The 23,381-nt window shown below is 33.5% G+C and carries 8 protein-coding genes; 7 read left to right on the top strand and 1 reads right to left on the bottom strand.

Annotated features, from left to right (window positions below; genetic code table 11):
- Positions 1-153 precede the first annotated feature (153 nt).
- The 4 genes from ACM591_RS00690 to ychF all read left to right on the top strand — a co-directional run bounded on the left by ACM591_RS00690 (position 154) and on the right by ychF (position 3,779).
- Entirely contained in the window at positions 154-531 is a 378-nt protein-coding gene (locus ACM591_RS00690; RefSeq protein WP_029378811.1) for a DUF2294 domain-containing protein, read from the top strand.
- Between the two features lie 1,029 nt (positions 532-1,560).
- Complete coding sequence (locus ACM591_RS00685; protein WP_029378812.1) at positions 1,561-2,445, top strand: mechanosensitive ion channel family protein; 885 nt, start codon at positions 1,561-1,563, stop codon at positions 2,443-2,445.
- A gap of 21 nt (positions 2,446-2,466) precedes the next feature.
- Positions 2,467-2,682: a DUF951 domain-containing protein gene (locus ACM591_RS00680; RefSeq protein WP_029378813.1), complete on the top strand. Its 216-nt coding sequence runs from the start codon at positions 2,467-2,469 to the stop codon at positions 2,680-2,682.
- Positions 2,682-3,779, top strand: coding sequence for a redox-regulated ATPase YchF (gene ychF / locus ACM591_RS00675; RefSeq protein ID WP_029378814.1), 1,098 nt, complete (start codon positions 2,682-2,684; stop codon positions 3,777-3,779). The genes ACM591_RS00680 and ychF overlap by 1 nt, the downstream gene beginning before the upstream one ends.
- A 150-nt stretch (positions 3,780-3,929) precedes the next feature.
- Here ychF and ACM591_RS00670 read toward each other — a convergent pair whose 3' ends face one another.
- On the bottom strand, positions 3,930-4,736 hold the full coding sequence (locus tag ACM591_RS00670) for a GH25 family lysozyme (RefSeq protein WP_326008345.1): 807 nt from the start codon (positions 4,734-4,736) through the stop codon (positions 3,930-3,932).
- Positions 4,737-5,164: 428 nt separating this feature from the next.
- Between ACM591_RS00670 and rpsF the strand changes: the two genes are divergently transcribed.
- The 3 genes from rpsF to ACM591_RS00655 all read left to right on the top strand — a co-directional run bounded on the left by rpsF (position 5,165) and on the right by ACM591_RS00655 (position 23,308).
- Positions 5,165-5,470 carry a 30S ribosomal protein S6 gene (gene rpsF / locus ACM591_RS00665; RefSeq protein WP_017723387.1) on the top strand — a complete coding sequence of 102 codons (306 nt, stop codon included), beginning with the start codon at positions 5,165-5,167 and terminating at the stop codon, positions 5,468-5,470.
- Between the two features lie 18 nt (positions 5,471-5,488).
- Complete coding sequence (gene ssb, locus ACM591_RS00660; RefSeq protein ID WP_029378816.1) at positions 5,489-6,004, top strand: single-stranded DNA-binding protein; 516 nt, start codon at positions 5,489-5,491, stop codon at positions 6,002-6,004.
- Between the two features lie 507 nt (positions 6,005-6,511).
- Complete coding sequence (locus tag ACM591_RS00655; protein WP_326026914.1) at positions 6,512-23,308, top strand: non-ribosomal peptide synthetase; 16,797 nt, start codon at positions 6,512-6,514, stop codon at positions 23,306-23,308.
- Positions 23,309-23,381: the final 73 nt, after the last annotated feature.

The raw sequence follows: 23,381 nt of genomic DNA, 5'->3' as shown, positions 1-23,381 counted from the left end.
AAATCCAAGCTTTCCACTTTAGGGCATTTAAAAGAGTAATTTGATATTTCTTAGGTAACACAACGTAGTTATAGAGAAAATTGCTGAAAAATGATACTGTTATCTTTGTTAAAATGAATTTCTAATTTTGATTCTACGGGAGATGTATATTTAATGAAAAAAACCAAAGGTACCTATGAATCTGAAATCAGTAAAGCAATTACACAATGGGAAAAAGACTTCCTTGGTCGTGGTTCTCTTTCAGTTAAAACAGACATATTACGTGATATGATAATAGTCAGTTTACAAGGTGTGTTGACACAAGCAGAGTATAAAGTTTGTGGCACGAATGAAGGGTTATTAACGATTAAACGAACACGTTCTAAACTTGTAGAATCAGGTATAGAAGAACTCAATGAAATTGTGTTATCAATTTCAGGTGAAGAAGTTAAAAGTTTTCATACAGACTTGAGCTCTATAACTGGAGAACGTATAATGATTTTTAAATTATATAATGATTTAGAGAAAAAATTGCTGAGTAGCAATGACTAATTTTCGAAGAAATACACTTAATTTATCAATAAATTAAGTGTATTTCTATGTGTAACGTTGAAAAGTTAGAGAAATAAATTAAGCGCATATTTAAGTGGCCAATAGCATCAAAAAATGCACATACTGTTGTAAGGGACAGTATGTGCACATTACTAGTTATAAATTAGGAATCCGGAAGAGTAAAGCTTGCGTTAAAAACTATCATCATATAAATAATTGGGTGTTAAAGTATCATAATCTTTAATTAAGGTTCTTAGTTAAAGACTCATTGTTCTAAAATTTCTAAAAGTGTAGAACATAAACTAAGTATTACGGGATTAATATTTCAACTTTAACCACTAGCTTGAAAATAATATGTAACTTAGCTATTTAATACCCAACAACGACGAAAAAAGTATTATTTAAATAAAGTAACATGAATTCGTTTAAAAGCTTGTGTAAAAGTGGTCAGTCATATTAATATACAAAGTTTACTAAAAGTGAGCTCACCTCCTACATATAAATATTATAATAATTGAATAAATTTTTGGTGTAAATTCCCCAACTGTTTGAAAATAATGCGTAAATGTTAATATATAAAAATTATTTAAAAATTAATTATATGTAATTTTATACTCTGTGCTATTAAGTGATTTACATAAAAATGTGATTAATTAAAATCGATTATTTTTATAGATCACGTAATTTGAATTTCTGCTATTCTATAAAAAAATAAAAATACACTTGAATTATTATGAAAGTTTATAGTAATATTGCTAACTGGGTGTTAAAGAATCATAATTTTTAATTATGGTTCTTTTTCTTTTGCCATTTTTTAGCTACAAACGCTAAAAATAACGTGAAAATTATGCTTAAATACTTTGCTAACGTTTATATTTTTAATAAACTAGATGAGGTTAACTTTTACTGCGATTAATAAGTAGTATAAATCGTTGATAAGGTTTGAATTTAGAGCGAAAGTTGGATTTGTTTTACATTTAAAAAGGTTATAATAAAATGAAGTGAAGTTGTGTTAAGGAGGAAGTATAGTTGAATCAAGTGAAAAATATTCTTTATTCTATCATAGAACCATTATTGCAACCAGAAACATATCAATCATTACTCTCTAATTTAATAATGATTATAGTTTATGTAGTGGCTGCATGGATTCTTTTACATTTTGTGAATAAAGGTATCGCACAGTTCTTTAAAATTCAAAATAAAGGTAAGAATAGTAATAAAAAACGTTCAAAAACTTTAATATCATTAGTGCAAAATGTAGTCTCATATGTGGTATGGTTCATAGTGTTAACTACGATTTTAAGTAAGTTTGGTATCAGTGTAGGAGGTATTATAGCAAGTGCTGGCGTCGTTGGCTTGGCTGTTGGTTTTGGCGCACAAACTGTAGTTAAAGATATTATTACAGGTTTCTTTATTATTTTTGAAAACCAATTTGACGTAGGAGATTATGTTAAAATTAGTAATGGTGGCGCTCCAGTAGCAGAAGGTACTGTTAAATCAATAGGGCTAAGATCTATGCGTATTAATACTATTTCTGGTGAGCTAACTACATTACCTAATGGTAGTGTGGGTGAAATTACGAATTACTCTGTAATAAATGGCGAAGCAATAGTAGAAATTCCAGTTTCTATAACAGAAGATATTGATAAAGTGGAAGATGAATTAAATGCTTCCTTTGAAGCGATTCGTTCGCAATACTATTTATTTATATCTACGCCAGAGGTGGTTGGTGTAAATTCCATCACAAATAATGAAATCGTATTACGTATTTCTGCAGAGACGATACCTGGAGAAGGCTTTACAGGGGCACGCATTTTAAGAAAAGAAATATTGAAATTATTCAAAATTAAAGAAATTAAAATGCCACAACCAATGATGGTACAATACGAACCAAACCAACAAAATAATGCATAAGACGGTCGGAGGTGTTACAGAATGACATCCAATTACGGTTTGAATGATATTGTAGAAATGAAAAAACAGCATGCATGTGGTACGAATCGTTTTAAAATCATTCGTGTAGGTGCAGACATCCGAATAAAATGTGAAAACTGTCAGCGTAGTATTATGATTCCTAGACAAACATTTAATAAAAAACTAAAAAAAATTGTGGTATCACAAAAAGATACTACCGATAAGGAGAATGAATAATGGCTTTAACAGCAGGTATTGTCGGCTTACCAAACGTAGGAAAGTCTACACTTTTTAACGCAATTACAAAAGCAGGTGCGCTTGCAGCAAACTATCCATTCGCAACAATTGACCCTAACGTAGGTATAGTGGAAGTGCCGGATAGTAGATTAGACGTTTTAACAGAAATGGTAGAACCGAAAAAAACAATTCCAACAACATTCGAATTTACCGATATTGCAGGTATTGTTAAAGGTGCTTCTAAAGGGGAAGGCTTAGGTAATAAATTCTTATCTCATATCCGTGAAGTAGATGCGATTTGCCAAGTTGTGCGTGCTTTTGATGATGACAATGTTACACATGTTTCTGGCCGTGTAGATCCAATTGATGACATTGAAGTTATTAATATGGAGCTCGTATTAGCAGATTTAGAATCTGTAGACAAACGTTTACCAAAATTAGAAAAAATGGCACGTCAAAAAGATAAAGATGCAGTGAACGAAACACGTATTTTATCAAGAATTAAAGAAGCTTTAGAAGAAGGTAATCCTGTAAGAAGCTTGGAATTTACAGAAGAAGATCAAAAATATGTGAACCAAGCTCAATTGTTAACTTCTAAAGAAATGTTATATATCGCTAACGTAGGCGAAGATGAAATTGGCGATGAAGATAATGAAAAAGTAAAAACTATCCGTGAATATGCAGAGAAGGAAGATTCTGAAGTCATCGTAATCAGTGCTAAGATTGAAGAAGAAATTGCTGTACTTGAGGATGAAGACAGAGAAATGTTCCTAGAAGATTTAGGTATTGAAGAACCAGGTCTCGATCGTTTAATTCGTACAACTTATGATTTGCTTGGTTTGGCTACTTACTTTACGGCAGGTGTACAAGAAGTACGTGCATGGACATTCATTAAAGGTATGACTGCTCCGCAATGTGCGGGTATTATCCACACAGATTTTGAACGTGGTTTTATTCGTGCAGAGGTTACTAGTTATGACGACTACGTAGAATTTAATGGTGAAAATGGTGCCAAAGATGCTGGTAAACAGCGTTTAGAAGGTAAAGAATACATTATGAAAGATGGCGACGTTGTACACTTTAGATTTAACGTGTAAAACAGTTAGCCTCCAAATGATATATTGGAATATAGTGATATAAAAATCTTAATATAATAAAACAGGCTGGGACAAGTTAACTTGTCCTAGCCTGTTTTATTATATTAATAGGAGCTTATAGTCCTACCATCTTTTCTAATGTTTATAAAGTTAAGAGATGAACCAATCGGTACTAACATTTGGTCCTGTATAATTAGCATCTACTTCTTGATTTAATTCAGGGGAAGCGTAGCTATCAGTATACTGCCATAAAACGTGATTGCGAGTAGGCTGACCTGGGTTATAGTTAGCCATCCAGTAGCCATCATAATTTTCTACAGATTGTTCAGCATGTTCTAACATGAAATTTTCGTATGAATAAAATAGTACTTTTTTATTTCCTGCCAAACCCTTCATTTCGTCATACCAAGCATTCGTACTTTCTTCGGTAGTGCCAGAAGTAACTGAGTTTTGTTCAAAATCATTTATATAAAAGCTTGCTTTTGGTGCACGATTATATAAAGTTTGTGCCTCATAACGTGCGTCATCAGGATTTTCATACATACTATATGAATAGACACCAAAGTCTAAGTCATGTTTATCTAATAAATCAGAATTGTGTTCTAAGGACTCGTCTATTTTTTCTGAGCCGTATTGTGCTCTAATAATAATGAAATCGTAGCTTGCTTTTAAGTCCTTTACTTCTTGATCAGTCAAATCGCCTTGCCATTCAGAAATATCTAAAATACGTTCACCATCTTGTGTAGTTCCAGCTTCAGATTGAATGTCATTAGAACGAGTTGTTGTTTCTTGATTTGTACCTTTTTCTGGATGTTTATTTAAATATTGTTGGTATCCATATCCCATTGTTCCTTTTTGGCTTGAGGTATTATCAGCTGCATAAGCAGAGTTAATAGTTGCTGTTGATGCAAATAATACACACATTGTAATGAATCCTTTTTTAATTGTAGAAACCATAACATACTCCTTTGTTTATGTAATTAAAAAATATCACTAAAATAAAGTGGTTAAAAAATATAAAAAACGAACATAGAGGTTATGCTAGTAGAATTAAAGTGGATTTTCAAGCTTAGCTTAAATGGCATTTATTTTTTATTAAAATAATGAATTGTGATTTATAAATTTAAATATATGAAATAGTGTCAATTTATAAAATGAAAAGTAAGCGAATGTCTATATATGAGAAATATCCATTACAAAAGTTAATATTTTCTAATGTTTCATATGAAACATTCATATGAAATTAAGCAATTGCTAAAGATGGATAACCATTGTAAAAAGTAAAGGCTTGTGCTATAATTCTTGATTGTGAGTAATGAAAATTATTCCTTGCTTGTCACAAATGATGATGAGCCGCATAGACCACAAGGAGGTGCAATTATAAAATGAGAACATATGAAGTTATGTACATCGTTCGTCCAAACATTGAAGAAGATGCTAAAAAAGCTGTCGTTGAACGTTTCAACGGAATTTTAGCTTCTCAAGGATCAGAAGTTTTAGAAGCTAAGGATTGGGGCAAACGCCGTTTAGCTTACGAAATCAATGATTTCAGTGAAGGTTACTACAATATCGTACGTATCCAAACTTCTGATAACGAAGCTACTGACGAATTCCAACGTTTAGCTAAAATTTCAGACGATGTAATCCGTTATATCGTAATTCGTGAAGACGAAGATAAGACAAGAAAATAATAGATGGGGGTCGTTTAAATGATAAATAGAGTTGTTTTAGTCGGTCGTTTAACGAAAGATCCAGAATATAGAACAACACCCTCAGGCGTGAGTGTTGCGACTTTTACTCTAGCAGTAAACCGTACGTTTACAAATGCGCAAGGGGAACGCGAAGCAGATTTCATTAATTGTGTCGTTTTTAGAAAACAAGCAGATAATGTAAATAACTACTTATTCAAAGGTAGTTTAGCTGGCGTTGACGGTCGCATTCAATCACGTAGCTATGAAAACCAAGAAGGGCGTCGTGTTTTTGTAACTGAAGTAGTTTGTGATAGCGTTCAATTCCTTGAACCTAAAAATCAAAACCAACGTCATGGCCAAGAAGGGAATAATAATTTCCAAAACTTTGGTGGACAACAATCAGGACAAAATACATCGTCATATCAAAATAACAATAATAACAACAACAATACATCAAATAATAATCAATCAGATAACCCATTTGCAAATGCAAACGGACCTATTGATATTAGTGATGACGACTTACCGTTCTAATCTACAAGCATTGTGTGAATGTTTTGTAGACTGTTTAGAAGTATATTAAAATGTGTGAAATTATATTATACGTGTGTGTAAATGTGTGAAGTATAATATGATAGCTAATACACCTTCAAGTGTTGAAGGTGTATTTTTTTGTTTTTTAAATATGTGGTTACTAAACTGAGAATAATCTATAAGAGTGTGATAGGAATCGAGTTAATTGAAATGCTAAGTCCTAAATTAACTGAAAAATCAGAATAATACAATAAAGTTAAGCGCAATTCAAGAGTGTATTATTACTTTTCATAACAATAAAGTTTAATGTGAGATTATAATTAATTAAAGTAATTAATAAAATCTAATTTAAAATAAATAACTAAAGATTTATAGATGTTTTAACAATTGATAATCGGGAATTTATTTAACTATGTTGTAAATAAAAAAATATAATATCATTGAAGAATTCTTTAAATAATATTATTATAAGTTATGTACTATATATTTATAGGGGGGCAGCTTTAATTGGCAAATACAAAATTGTTATCATACGCACAAAAGGAAATTTTACAAATAGAACAATTTTATGAGAACACTAGCATCAATAATATTGCTGGTATTGTTCATATGAATAATGGTTTAGGATATGACGAAGTAAATGAAGCCTTCAATAAAATCATAGAGCAACATGACACGTTAAGAATAAGAGTTACTAGAGAAGAAGGAGAATACAAGCAGTATCTAGTGGACTATGAGCATCAAAATTTTGAGTTTATAGACTTTTATCAAGATGAAGTTGGTTATGATAAGTGGGTACGAGAAAGTGCTACTATGAATATCTTTAACTTAGATGAACCGCTTTATAGAGTGATTATAGCGAAAGCGCCTCAGGGACATTATGTAATATTCTTGTTACAACACCATTTGATTAGTGATGCATGGGGTGTAACAATTGTTGTAGACAACCTATCTAAAAAATTAGTGGGTAAAGAAGATAAAGAGACAGAAAGTGCTACCTATTTTGAAGCTATTGCTACAGAAATGGATTATGAAACAACTAAACGTTTCACAAAAGATAAAGATTTTTGGTTAGAAAAATTAGAAAATTTCGAAGATAACATTCTTTTTGAGAAGACAACATTGGATAGTGCAGTTGGTAAGAGAATAAGTATTAACTTGTTAGATCAAGAAGCTGAAAATGTTAAACGTTTTTGTGAAGAAAATGATGTGAGTATTAGTAACCTTTTTTCAGCAATAATGCATGTAATTAAACACAAAAAAACATTGTCTAAAATTAATTCTGTTGGATTGCTGATACATAATAGAAATAACCGAAAAGAAAAAACCTCCACAGGAGTATTTTCAAGAGTATTACCCATAATTGTTGAAATGGATAAAGAAGCAACTGTTAAATCTTACTTAAACAAGATTAAGCTAGAAAGTCTTAATGTACTAAAACATAGAAAATACCCATACGAGTATATTGTTGAAAATAGTGGGAATAAAAAAGGTTTAGTAGACTGCTTTGTGTCCTTCCAAAATGCACAATACGATGCTGAATTTATGAATGATGGTTTCCGAGATGAATGGTTAGACAACGGGACAAACAATGCGCCATTAAGTGTTAACATCAGTAATAGAAGTAGTAAGAATGGTTTGGATATAGACTATGATTATCAAATTGATGTATTGGATGAAGCAGGCGTTTATCAATTGCATGAGACGATTTTACATGTCTTGAATAGCATGATTGAAGCACCAGAACGTAAAATTAAAGACATTGAAATTGTTTCAGGTGAAGAAAGAGAAACGATTTTAAATGACTTTAACAATACTGATTTAGCATTGAATAACAGTCAATCATTTATTGAACGATTTGAAGAACAAGTATCTAAATTTCCAAATAAAACAGCGATCAAATATGAAGGAGAAAGTTTAACTTATAAAGCGTTCAATGCCAAGGTCAATCAAATGGCATATCGTTTGCGTTCTGAAGGCGTTGAAGCAGAGTCTCTTGTTGCAGTAATGGCTAATAGAAGCCTAGAAATGTTAGTGGCTATCTATGGAATTATTAAAGCAGGTGGCGCTTATGTTCCAATAGACCCTAATTATCCAGCAGACCGTATTAACTACATTTTAGAAGATAGCAAAGCAACAGTACTCTTGACGGATAATGAATTGAAAGAAACAATCTCATATGATCAGAAAGTGATTGATATCTCTGATAATGAAACATTTGCCTCACTCCCTACTGACAATTTAGAGCATATTACAGACGTAAACAATTTAATGTATGTGATCTATACATCAGGCACAACAGGTAAGCCTAAAGGGGTTCTTGTTTCAGGGGAAAGTTTAATGAATCGTCTGAATTGGCTGATAAATAAGTATGATATTGGCAATGAAGATATTGTCTTCTTCAAAACACCATTTACGTTTGACGTATCTGTATGGGAAGTATTTGGCTTCGGAATGATTGGTGCCCAAGCAGTACTATTACCTTCAGGTGAAGAAGGTAACCCTGAAAAAATCACTTCAGTTATACAAAACGATACGCCTACAATGGTACACTTTGTGCCTTCTATGTTTAACGTGTTTATTAACTTTATTAAAGCGACAAACCAAACCCAAATGATTTCAAGTCTAAGATATATCTTAGCGAGTGGGGAAGCGCTAAAACCGAGTATCGTAAATCAATTTAACGAACTTATTGGTAATAAAAATAATACACAATTAATTAATTTATATGGCCCAACAGAAGCAACAATTGATGTTACGAGTTTTGACTTTGACCATAATGTTAAATATGATGTCGTGCCAATTGGTAAGCCGATTGCAAACACACAAGCTTATATTTTAAATGAAGATAACAATGTAATGGGCATTGGCGTACCAGGTGAATTATGTATCGGGGGTATTAACGTTACAAGAGGTTACCTGAATCGTCCTGAATTAACACAAGAAAAATTCGTTGATAATCCATTTGGAGAGGGCAAAATATACCGTACAGGTGATTTGGCTCAATGGAATAATGACGGTAATATTTCTTATTTAGGCCGTATAGATGAACAAGTTAAAATTCGTGGTTACCGTATCGAATTAGGTGAAATTGAGAGCATTTTGCGTAAGAACGATGACATTTTAAATGTTGCAGTTGTTGCTAAGCCTATTATTGATGATGAGTTATCAATTTGTACTTATATTGTTTCGGACCAATCGGTAGATTTCGAAACGTTAAAAGCTGAATTAAGCCAACAATTACCTGAATACATGGTGCCAAGTTATATGATGCAAGTTGACGAGTTACCTGTATCTTCAAGTGGTAAGTTAAATAAAAAAGCATTGCCAGAAATAAAAGTAGGAAATTTGGAATATGTTGCGCCTAGAAATGATATGGAAGCAATGGTCGTTGATATATTTAGCACTACATTAAATGTAGAACGCGTAAGTATCTTTGACAACTTTTTTGAAATTGGTGGACATTCACTAAAAGCAATTAGTGTAATAAATGAGATCGAAAGTAAAACTAACAAGCGTTTGCCTTTGAAAAAAATATTTGATAATCCAACAGCTGTACTACTTTCAAAAGTGATAGATAACGAAGTGAGCGACGTGATTGAACGTCGTATTCCTTTAGCAGATACTAAACCATATTATCTAACTTCTTCGCCACAAAAACGTTTGTATGTTTTAAATGAAATGGTGGACGGACAAACTGCTTACAATATGGCGAGTATGTTAGAGATTCGTGGTGATGTTGATGTAGAGCGTGTGAGGAATACATTCCAAGCGCTAGTGGATCGTCATGAAGCATTGAGAACGCATTTTGATACTGTTGATGGTGAACCAGTTCAAATCATCGATGACGAAGGTAGTATACAGATTGATTATGAAGAAGCGCAAACAGAAGATTACGATGCATTATTGAGTGATTTTGTTAAACCATTTGATTTAACAACAGCACCTTTATTAAGAGTTAAAGTTGTTAAGTGTGCAGAGAAACAATACATTTTATTATTTGATATGCATCATATTATTTCTGATGGATTCTCTATTAATCTCATTATTAAAGAATTCACAGCACTGTATAAAGGCCGTACATTAGATGAATTAACAGTACAATACAAAGATTATAGTGAGTGGATGCGTTCACGTGATTTAGATGAACAACGTCAATTCTGGGTATCTCAATTTGAAGAGGAAGCGCCAGTACTCGACTTGCCATACGATTATGCTAGACCAAATCAACAAAGCTTTACAGGTAGAACCGTAAGTATGGACATGCCAGAAAAGACAAGAAATGCTATTAATCAACTGTCTCAAGAAACTGGCACTACAGATTATATGATTCTATTATCGTCATTTATGGTGCTATTGCATAAATATAGTAGACAAGAGGATATAGTTGTAGGTAGTCCGATTTCTGGTCGTACGCACAAAGATACAGAAAATATGTTGGGTATGTTTGTTAATACGTTAGCAATGCGCTCTAATCCAGAACGTAACAAATCATTTAAACAATTATTAGCAGAAGTTAAAGATACATCATTGCAAGCTTTTGATAACCAAGAATATCCGTTAGAAGCACTTTTAGATGAAATTGTAGAAAAACGTGATTTAACACGTAACCCATTATTTGATGTGCTCTTCACATTACAAAACAACGAAAATGAAACTTTCCAAATTGATGATTGGTCAACAGAACAAAAAGAGGCTTCGTTTACTAATGCAAAATTTGATTTGAGTATGACAGTTTATGACAATAATGGTTATAAAATTGCCCTAGAATATGCGCAAGAACTCTTTGAACAAGATACAATTGAGCGTATGTTAACACACTTTATGGAATTACTTTCAAATATAGCAGATGAACCAACAGCTAAGATTAGTGAAATTGAAATGGTGACACAAAATGAAAGAGACGTCATATTTAATGACTTTAATAATACGACGGTACCATTTAATAATACACAAACATTTGTTGAGCGCTTTGAAAATCAAGTTGCGAAGACACCAGATAAAACTGCAATTTCATATGAAGGTGAAAGCTTAAGTTACCACGCATTAAATGAACGTGCGAACCAATTAGCATATCAATTACGTAATGAAGGCGTGACAGCAAATTCTCTTGTCGCATTAATGACGAATCGCCGTCTAGAAATGATTATTGGCATTTACGGTATTCTTAAAGCGGGTGGTGCATATGTGCCTGTGGATCCAAATTATCCTAAAGATCGTATTAATTATATTTTAGAGGATAGCCAAGCAACTGTATTATTAACTGATAGAACACCAGATAGTGACATTGTTTATGATAATAAAGTGATTGATATTACGAAAAACCAAGTACTGAAAACATTGCCGACAACTAATTTAGAACACATCACAGATGTCTCTAATTTGATGTATGTTATTTATACATCTGGAACTACTGGTCGTCCGAAAGGCGTTTTAGTTGCTGGTGAAAGTGTACTGAATAGATTGAATTGGGTCTATGATAAATATCATATCGATAGCGATGATATTATTTGTTTCAAGACACCATTTACCTTTGATGTATCAGTTTGGGAGATTTTCGGTTTTGCAATGGTTGGTGCACAAGCTGTGCTACTACCTTCAGGTGAAGAAGGTAATCCTGAACAAATCACTTCTCTAATTCAAACATCTGAAGCAACAATGGTTCACTTTGTGCCGTCTATGTTTAATGTATTTATTAATTACATTAAAGGTACAAAGCAAGCACACTTAGTTTCTAGCTTAAGATATGTTTTAGCAAGTGGTGAGGCTCTTAAACCGGAATTAGTAAACCAGTTTAATGAATATATTGGTGGGAAAAATAACACACAATTGATTAACTTGTATGGTCCGACTGAAGCAACGATTGATGTGACAAGTTTTGAAACATATAGTGATGTTCACTATACGAATATTCCAATCGGTAAACCAATTGCCAATACACAAGCTTATATTTTAGATGAAGATAACCATGTGATGGGTATCGGTGTTTCTGGAGAGCTCGTTATAGGTGGAGTGAATGTTACAGAAGGTTATTTAAACCGTCCTGAATTGACACAAGAAAAATTTGTCGACAACCCATTTGGCGAAGGCAAACTATATCGTACAGGAGATTTAGCTCGCTGGAATGCTGACGGTAATATTTCATACTCTGGTCGTATAGATGAACAAGTTAAAATTCGCGGTTACCGTATTGAATTAGGCGAAATTGAAAGTATCTTACGTCAGAATAACGCTATTTTAGATGTAGCAGTTATCACGAAACCTATGATTGATGACGAATTAGCGATTTGTGTTTATATAGTGTCTGATCAAGTTATTGATTTTGATACAGTGAAAACGGAATTAAATCATAAGTTACCTGACTATATGGTTCCGTCTTATATGACTCAAATAGATGAGTTACCAGTGTCTTCAAGCGGTAAGTTAAACAAACGCGCGCTACCAGAAATTAAAGTTGAAGGTAAGGTTTATGTAGCACCTGAAACAGAAACAGAATCTATGTTAGCTTCTATTTTTGAGACTGTTTTAAATATTGAGAAGGTAAGTACAAATGATAACTTCTTTGAAATTGGTGGTCATTCGTTAAAAGCAATCGGTATTATTAATAAGATTGAGAGTGAAGTTGGCAAACGATTACCATTGAAATTAGTGTTCGAAAGTCCTACTATTGCACAACTTGCAAAAGTGGTAGACACTTATACTGATAATGGCAATAGTCAAAGTATCCCTCAAGCTGAAAGTAAACCGTATTATTTAGCATCTTCACCACAAAAACGTCTATATGTTTTAAATGAAATGGTAGATGGTCAAACAGCGTATAACATGCCGAGCATGTTAGAAATTCAAGGTAATGTTGATGTATCACGTGTAGAAGACGTATTCCAAAAATTAGTGGATCGTCACGAAGCGTTAAGAACACATTTTGAAACGATAAAAGGTGAGCCCGTTCAAGTAATCAATGACTCAGCAACTATCGTTGTAGATTACCAAGAAATTAATGCAGAAGACGAATTTGCTTTATTAAATGAATTTGTCCAACCGTTTGAATTAAGTCAAGCGCCGTTATTAAGAGTTCAAATAGCTAAAATAGCTGAACAACGCTATGTACTACTTTATGACATGCATCATATTATTTCTGATGGTTTCTCAATCAACATCATCATGAAAGAATTCTCAGCTTTATATCATGAACAAGCTTTAGAGCCATTAAGCGTACAATATAAAGATTATAGTGAGTGGATGCAAGCACGTGACTTAAATAAACAACGTGAATTTTGGTTATCACAATTTGAAGATGAAGCGCCAGTCATAGATTTACCTTATGACTACGCTAGACCTAATCAACAAAGTTTTACTGGTAAAACAGTGAGTGTGGAAATGCCTGAGGACGTTCAAAAGGCTATCCATCAATTGTCTCAAACGACAGGCAGCACGGATTATATGATTCTATTGTCATCATTCATGGTGCTATTGCATAAATATAGTAGACAAGAGGATGTTGTCGTAGGTAGTCCGATTTCAGGACGTACACACAGAGATACTGAGGATATGCTAGGTATGTTCGTTAATACTTTAGCAATGCGTTCATATCCAGAAAGAAATAAAACATTTAGCCAATTATTAGATGAAGTTAGAGAACTAGCTTTAAAAGCTTATGATAACCAAGAATATCCTTTAGAAGCATTATTAGATGAAGTTGTAGAAAAACGTGATTTAACACGTAATCCATTATTTGATGTGCTGTTCACGTTACAAAATAATGAAAAACAAGGCTTACAAATAGATGATTGGTTAATACAGGAAAAAGAAACTTCAAATACAAATGCAAAATTTGATTTGAGTATGACTATTCATGAAAACGAAGACTATAAAGTTTCGTTAGAATATGCACAAGAGTTGTTCAGTGAAGACACAGTGGAACGCATGTTAGCGCATTTTGTAGAAATAATTTCTAGTGTGGTGCGTCGTCCTGAACAGAATATTAGTGATATTGAAATTATCACTGATACTGAAAGAGAAATCATTTTAAATCAATTTAATGATACCGAATTAGAATTAACTAATTCTGTGACTTTTGTAGAACGTTTCGAAAAACAAGTCGAACAAACGCCAAATAAAACTGCAATTACATTTGAAGATGAACACTTAACTTATCAAGCGTTAAATGAACGTGCGAATCAAGTAGCATATCAATTGCGCAACGAAGGCGTAAAACCAAATGACTTAGTTGGTATTATGTCTCAACGTCGTTTAGAAATGATGATCGGTATATACGGTATCTTGAAAGCTGGTGGCGCCTATGTGCCATTAGATCCAAATCATCCACATGAACGTACGAACTTCATCTTGAAAGACAGCAATCCACGCGTCTTGCTAACAGATGAAAAAATAGACTATAGCATTAAATTTGATAATGAAATCATTAAATTAACTAATAATACATTTATTAATAATTTACCGACAGAGAATTTACCTCTTGTAACAGATGAAACAAACTTAATGTATATCATCTATACATCAGGTACGACAGGTAAGCCGAAGGGGGTTATGGTACCTTACAGTAGTGTTATGAATCGTTTAAACTGGATGGTTGATTACTTCGGTTTAGGTACAGAAGATAAAGTATTATTTAAAACACCATTTACGTTTGACGTATCTATTTGGGAAGTCTTTGGATGGGCAGTCATGGGTGGCGAAATTATCATGTTGCGTTCAGGAGAAGAAAGCAACCCAGAGAAGATTGCTTCAGTAATCAATCAACACGATATCACAATGACTCATTTTGTCCCATCAATGTTAAGCGTCTTTATCGATTTCATCAAAACAAGTCGTAAAACGTCTGAAATTGCTTCATTAAATCATGTATTTACAAGTGGTGAAGCATTAAAAGCAGATCACGTTAACAACTTTAATGACCTAGTCGGTTCAAGAAATCAAACATTACTTTACAATTTATATGGTCCTACGGAAACGACGGTTGAGGTAACATACTATCCTGTCTTTGCAGGTCAGTCATACTCAGAAGTACCTATTGGTAGACCTATAGCTAATACTCAAGCATACATTATGAATGAGGATAATAATTTATTAGGTATTGGCGTGCCAGGTGAACTTTGTATAGGAGGCGTGGCTGTATCAAATGGCTATTTAAATAGACCAGAATTAACTGCCGAAAAATTTGTAGATAATCCATTCAGTGAAGGAAAAATGTATCGTACTGGAGATTTAGTGAAATGGACGCCAGATGGTCTTCTTGATTACATCGGCCGTATCGATGAGCAAGTTAAAATTCGTGGTTATCGTATTGAACTTGGCGAAATCGAAAGTTCAATTGCTCAAATTGATAACATTTCAGCAGTTGCAGTAGTTACACAATCAGACGAAAATAATGCAGATTTAATGATTGCTGCATATGTAGTCTCAGATGATGTAGTCGATTTTGATACTATTAAAACAAAGCTTGGGAAACAATTACCTGACTATATGATTCCTACATTGATGATGCAAATTGACAATTTACCAGTGACAGCGAACGGTAAATTAGATAAAAAAGGACTGCCAAAAATCAAACTTGAAAACAAAGACTACGTGGAACCAAGGGATGCAACAGAAGCGACGATTGCAGAAGTGTATGGTGATGTATTAAATCTTGATAATGTTAGTGCTTTGGATAATTTCTTTGAAATAGGCGGACATTCATTGAGAGCAATTAGCGTAATTAATGAAATTGAAAGCAAGATGTCTGTACGTCTACCATTGAAAGCTATTTTCGAAAATCCAACAGTATCACAATTGGCTAAGGCAATTGGTAGTCATGCTGACGAATTAAGCAGCCAAACTATTCCATTAGCAGAAACAAAAGCGCACTATTTAGCTTCATCACCACAAAAACGCCTTTATGTTTTAAATGAAATGATGGATGGTCAAATGGCTTATAATATGCCAAGTATGTTAGAAGTGCGCGGAGAAGTAGATGTTGAACGTGTACAAAGTGCATTCCAAAGCTTAGTGAATCGTCATGAAGCATTGAGAACACATTTTGATACAGTAGATAGTGAACCAGTTCAAATTATAGATGAACAGGCAAACATTACGGTTGATTATGAAGAAGTATCAACTGAAGACTATGAACAACTCTTAAATCGCTTTATTAGACCTTTCAATTTAGCGCATGCACCATTACTCAGAGTGAAAGTAGTTAAATGTGCCGAGCAGCGTTACGTATTGCTATTCGATATGCATCATATTATCTCTGATGGTTTTTCAATTAACCTAATCATTAAAGAATTCACTGCTTTATATCACGGACAAGCGTTAGAAGCCTTGACTGCGCAATATAAAGATTATAGTGAATGGATGCATACACGTGATTTAAGTGATCAACGTACCTTCTGGTTATCACAATTTGAAGAAGATGCACCGGTGCTAGATTTACCTTATGATCACGCGCGCTCTATTGAACAAAGTTACACAGGTAAGTCTGTAAGTGTGGAAGTGCCAGAAGAATTGCGTCAAGAGATACAAGAGTTGTCACAAACAACAGGTAGTACGGACTTTATGATTCTATTGGCTGCATTTAATGTACTATTGCATAAGTATAGTCGCCAAGAAGATATTGTTGTCGGTAGTCCTATTTCAGGAAGAACACACAAAGATACAGAAAATATGCTAGGTATGTTTGTAAATACGTTAGCTATGCGTGCATATCCAGAAAGAAGTAAAACGTTTAACGAATTACTCTCTGAAGTGAAAGATACCGCATTGAAAGCATATGATAATCAAGAATATCCATTAGAAGATCTTGTAGATGAAGTAGTTGAAACGCGTGACTTAACACGTAATCCATTATTTGATGTGCTATTCACATTACAAAACAATGAAACAGAAAGCCTTCAAATAGAAGATTGGTCCATTGAACAGAAAGAACCATCAACGACTAACGCCAAATTTGATTTAAGTATGACGATTTTTGATGATGATGGTTATAAAATTTCATTAGAGTTTGCAGAAGAATTGTTTAATCAGGAGACAGTTGTGCGCATGCTAGATCATTACTTAGAAATATTGAAGCATAGTGTTCAACAACCTGAACAAAAAATCAGTGACCTTCAAATGATTACCAAAGAAGAAGAGGCTACAATATTTAATGAATTCAACGATACAGCTGTTCCGTTCAACAACAACAAAACTTTTGTGGAAATCTTTGAAGCACAAGTAGCTAAGACACCTAATGAAATAGCTCTTACCTACGAAGGTGAAAGTTTAACTTATGCAACGTTAAATGCTAGAGCAAACCAACTTGCGAACTATTTACGCATTGAAGGTGTTCAACCTAATACGCTCGTTGGATTGATGACAAATCGTCGTCTAGAAATGATGATTGGTATTTACGGTATTCTCAAAGCTGGTGGTGCTTATGTTCCTATCGATCCAAACTATCCTAGTGATCGTATCAACTACATTTTAGGAGATAGTCAACCAAACGTATTGTTAACTGACCAAACATTAGATGAGACAATTGACTTTAATAAAGCAGTATTGAACTTAACAGACACTTCAATAGTAGAGACACAATCAACAGATAATTTATCTAAAGTTACAGATGTCACAGACTTAATGTACGTTATTTATACATCTGGTACAACAGGTAAGCCAAAAGGCGTTATGGTACCGTATAAAGGCGTAATGAACCGTCTGCATTGGATGATTGATAAATACTATATCAGCAATGAAGATACGATTTTATTTAAGACACCATTTACGTTTGATGTTTCTGTTTGGGAGATATTCGGACCAACTATGGTTGGTGGCCAAGCGATACTCTTACCTTCAGGTGAAGAAAGTAATCCTGAAAAAATAACTTCACTTATTGATCATCACAACATTACAATGGTTCACTTTGTACCATCTATGTTAGGTGTGTTTATTGACTTTATTAAATCAACTAATAGAGTAGAAGATATTGCTACAGTTAATTATGTACTTGCTAGTGGTGAAGCGTTAAAAGCAGAACAAGTAAATCAATTTAATACTTTAATTGGTGGACCAAACAATGCATTGTTGATCGATTTATATGGTCCAACAGAGGCTTCGATCGAAGTGATTTATTACCCATGTACACCGGGTGAAACGTATGACAAGATTCCAATTGGTCGTCCAATCGCTAACATTCAAGCTTATATTATGAATGAAGATGAAAGTTTGATGGGTATCGGTGTTCCGGGAGAATTATGTATCGGTGGCGTAGGTGTTACGAATGGTTACTTAAATCGACCTGATTTGACGGACGAGAAATTTATTGATAATCCATTTGGTGAAGGTAAATTATATCGTACAGGCGACTTGGCAAAATGGAGTACGACAGGTAATGTTGAATATCTTGGCCGTATTGATGAGCAAGTTAAGATTCGTGGCTATCGTATTGAGTTAGGTGAAATTGAAAGTTTATTACGTCAGATTGATTTGATTTCCGACGTAGCAGTCGTTGCTAAACCAATGGCTGGCGAAGAATTAGCAATTTGTGCTTATTTAGTTTCAGATGAAAGCGTTGATTTCGATGAGATTAAATCACAACTTAATCAAAACTTACCAGACTATATGGTGCCAACATATATGACTCAAATAGATATTTTACCAGTAACATCAAATGGTAAATTAGATAAAAAACAACTGCCTGAAATCCAGGTTGAAAGTGAAAATTATGTTGCTCCTACAAATGATATTGAAGAAATGCTCACAAATATTTTTGGTGAAGTATTAAATATTGAACGAGTAAGTATATACGATAATTTCTTTGAAGTAGGTGGGCACTCACTAAAAGCCATCAATGTGATTAATAAAATCGAAGGTGAAACTGGTATACGTTTACCATTAAAAGTAATATTTGAAAGTCCTACAGTTGCACAACTTGGAAAAGTGTTAAATGACCAAGAAAGTAGTTTGAATGGACAAAATATTCCTACAGCAGAATCGAAGTCATACTATCTCGCATCTTCACCACAAAAACGTTTATATGTGTTGAATGAAATGGTGCAAGGTCAAACGGCTTACAATATGCCAAGTATGCTAGAAATTAATGGTGTCGTTGATGTAGCACGTGTTGAAGATGTATTCCAAAGCTTAGTGGAGCGTCACGAAGCATTGAGAACTCATTTTGAAACGATAGATGGTGAGCCTGTACAAATTATAGATGAACAGGCAAACATAACTGTAGATTATGAAGCAACAGATATTGACGATTATGAAACATTATTAAATGACTTCGTAAGACCGTTTAATTTAAGACAATCACCACTGTTAAGAGTGAAAATCGTTAAATTGGCTGAGCAACGTCATATCTTACTCTTTGATATTCACCACATTATTTCGGATGGTTTCTCTATTAATCTAATCATTAAAGAATTTATCGCACTATATCACGAAAGAACTTTAGATAAGCTGAAAGTACAGTACAAAGATTATAGTGAATGGATGCATAACCGTGATTTAAGCGGTCAACGTACATTCTGGTTATCTCAATTCGAAGATGAAGCACCAGTATTGGATTTACCTTATGATCATTCAAGACCTAAACAACAAAGCTTTACAGGTAAAACTGTATCAGCTGAAATGCCTAAAGAGACAAGAGACGCATTACATGAATTAGCTCAAAAAACTAATAGTACAGATTATATGATTCTACTATCTTCATTTATGATTTTATTGCATAAATATAGTAGACAAGAAGACGTAGTTATAGGTAGTCCAATCTCAGGGCGTACGCACCAAGATACAGATAATTTATTAGGTATGTTTGTTAATACGTTGCCAATGCGTGCTTATCCTGAAAATAACAAAGCGTTTGAACAATTTTTAGATGAAGTGAGAGATACTGCATTAAAAGCATATGACAACCAAGAGTATCCATTAGAAGAATTAGTGGATGAGGTTGTAGAAAGACGTGACTTAACACGTAATCCACTCTTTGACGTGCTCTTCACGTTACAAAATAATGAAACACAAGATCTTCAAATTGAAGATTGGGACATTAAAGAAAAACGAGCAACTAACACAAAAGCTAAGTTTGACTTAAATATGATGATTGAAGATGACGAAGCATACAAAGTGTCATTAGAATACGCTGCAGAATTGTTTGAACCACAAACAGTTGAACGTATGTTGAATCACTATCTGAAAATATTAAGCGAAGTAGTAAAACATCCGGCCCAAAATATCAGTGATATTGATATGACAACAGAAGAAGAGAGAACACAAATTCTCGGTGCATTTAACGATACGTATGCCGAATTACCTAATAAGCAAACATTTGTTGAGCGTTTTGAAAAGCAAGTTGCGAATACACCAGATCAAACAGCTATCACATTTGAAGGCGAAAGTTTAACTTACAAAGAACTGAATGTACGTGTTAACCAGCTAGCCCATAAATTACGTGCAGAAGGAGTAGAAGCTAATTCACTTGTAGGTTTAATGACAAATCGTAGTATAGAAATGATGGTAAGTATATACGGAATATTAAAAGCTGGTGGTGCTTATGTACCAATGGATCCTAGTCAACCTAGTGACCGTATTAACTATATTTTGAATGATAGTCAACCAACATTGTTGATTACAGATCGCCCATTAGATACAAGTATTGAATTTGATAGAAAGGTAATTGACGTAACTAAGAAAGATGCGCTTGCTAATCTATCAACGGACAATTTAAACCACATTACAGATGTATCTGATTTAATGTATGTAATATATACGTCAGGTACGACAGGTAATCCTAAAGGGGTAGTTGTCCCTTATGAAGGCGTGATGAACCGTCTGAATTGGATGATTGATGAATATGACTTTAATGAAGAAGAGATCATCATGTTTAAAACACCATATACATTTGATGTATCAGTTTGGGAGATTTTCGGATTCGCTATGGTAGGTGCACAAGCGGTGTTACTACCATCTGGGGAAGAAGGAAACCCAAGTAAAATTACGTCACTAATTCAACAACATGCAATCACTATGATTCATTTTGTACCTTCGATGTTAGGCGTGTTTGTTGATTATATTAAATCGACAAATGAAGTGGCTGAAATAGCATCTATTAATACAGTACTTGCAACAGGTGAAGCGCTCAAATCTGAACAAGCAAACCGCTTTAATTCAGTAATTGGTCAACCAAATGATACATTGCTTATTGATTTATATGGTCCGACAGAAGCATCAATTGAGGTAACTTATAATCCGTTACCACCAACTCAGGAGTACGATATTATAACAATTGGTCGACCAATTGCTAATGTGCAAATGTATGTTCTAAATAATAATAATCAACATACAGGTATAGGCGTTCCAGGGGAGCTTTGTATAGCAGGTGTTGCAGTAACAGATGGTTATCTCAATCGTCCAGAATTAACACAACAACAGTTTATTGATAATCCGTTTGGTACAGGAAAAGTATACCGTACAGGTGACTTAGCAAAATGGACAACGGATGGAGAAATAGAATATTTAGGTCGTATAGACGAACAAGTTAAGATTCGTGGTTATCGTATTGAACTTGGTGAAATTTCTAGCCACTTACTACGTATTGAAAATATTTCTGATGCAGGTGTCATTGCTAAACCGATGGCTGGCGAAGAACTAGCAATTTGTGCATACCTTGTAGCTGATCAACCAATTTCATTTGCTGATATTAAAATTGAACTTGCACGCAAAGTACCAGACTATATGGTGCCAGCTTATATGACGCAAATAGAACAGTTGCCGGTTACATCTAATGGTAAGTTAAACAAGCGCGCATTACCTGAAATTGAAGTTGAAAGACAGGAGTTTGTTGAACCTAGAAATGAAATCGAAGCAGATGTTGTTCAAGCAATGGAAGAAGTATTAAATACCGATAGTATAAGTATTTATGACAACTTCTTTGAAATTGGTGGCGATTCTATCATAGCGATTAAACTGACATCGTTATTATCAAAATCATATAACATTTCAATTAAAGATATTTTCGAACTACAAACGATTGACCGTATCAGTGAGTCTATAGCTGCAAAAGATCAAACAAATATTCTAACTAAGTTAGAAACACTTAAAAATATAGATACTGCACAAGGACATCAATTCAGTAGTGAATTTATTCAAGAAATTAATGAATATAAAGAAGAAAGTGTAGAAAATTATGAAGTTATTAGTTCCGGAGCAGTCAAAAAAGGTAAAAATGTGTTGCTCACTGGTGCTACTGGATTCTTTGGTATATACATGTTGAACAATTTATTAGAAGATACAGATTTCAATATTTATGTCATGGTAAGAAGTAATAATGAGGTTAACGGAGAAACGAAATTGAAGCGTAACTGGATTTATTACTTTGAATCTCAAATTGGTGCTGAATATGCAGAAAGAATCCATATCATTGAAGGTAATATCGAACTAGAAAAACTAGGCATGGCATCAGAAACTTACGAGTCTTTATCTCAAAATATCGATATGATTGTAAACGCTGCGGCGAATGTGAGTCACTTTGCTACGACAGATGCTTCATACGGCGCAAACGTAGGCGGCATTGAACAACTAATTCAATTTGCTAAATACAATCAACCGAAAGAGATTCACCACATGTCTACAATTTCTATTGCTTCAGGTAAGGTAGACGACAAAGCACAGTTAACATTCTCAGAACATGACTTAGATTTAGGTCAGGTAATGAATAATGTTTACTTAGATACTAAGATAGAAGCTGAAAAAGTATTGATTGCTAGTAGAGAGCAAGGTGTAGAAACAAATATTTACAGATTGGGTAATTTACAATGTGATTCTCGTACAGGAGTATTCCAGAAAAATGAAGAAAACAATGCTTTCTATAGTATTATAAAATCATTTAGAAACCTAGAAATATTCCCAGATTTAGAAAATGATGACTTAGAATTTACACCTGTTGATCAGGCAGCTAAAGCATGTAGCCAATTGATTAAAAATAATCAATTAAATAACGAGATTCATCATATATATAATAACCATCACCTTTCACTTAAACAATTGATGCATGTGTATAATCAAAATAATTATCATATTGAAGATGTACAATGGAATGAATTTGTCGATTACTTAATGTATTGTATTAAAGAAAATATAATGAGTGATCAAATCAATGATTTCCTATTGCATACAGGTGTACTAGATAACAATATTTTCAACAAATCTCATTTTGAAGTATTAGATTTTAAAACTAATTTCATACTCGAAAAATTAAACTTCAAGTGGCAACCTACTGAAGATGTAACATTATCTAAAATGATTAGCCATCCAAAAAATAATTTCTAATTACAACTATGAAGTAGCAAAATAACAACTTGCTACTTCATTTGTATTGATTGATTAAGTGATGTGGAAGTGT

The sequence above is a fragment of the Staphylococcus sp. Ze2 genome, assembly GCF_048568365.1.
GTDB classification, from domain to species: Bacteria; Bacillota; Bacilli; order Staphylococcales; family Staphylococcaceae; genus Staphylococcus; species Staphylococcus xylosus.
This window is presented reverse-complemented; position numbering and strand designations above follow the sequence as displayed.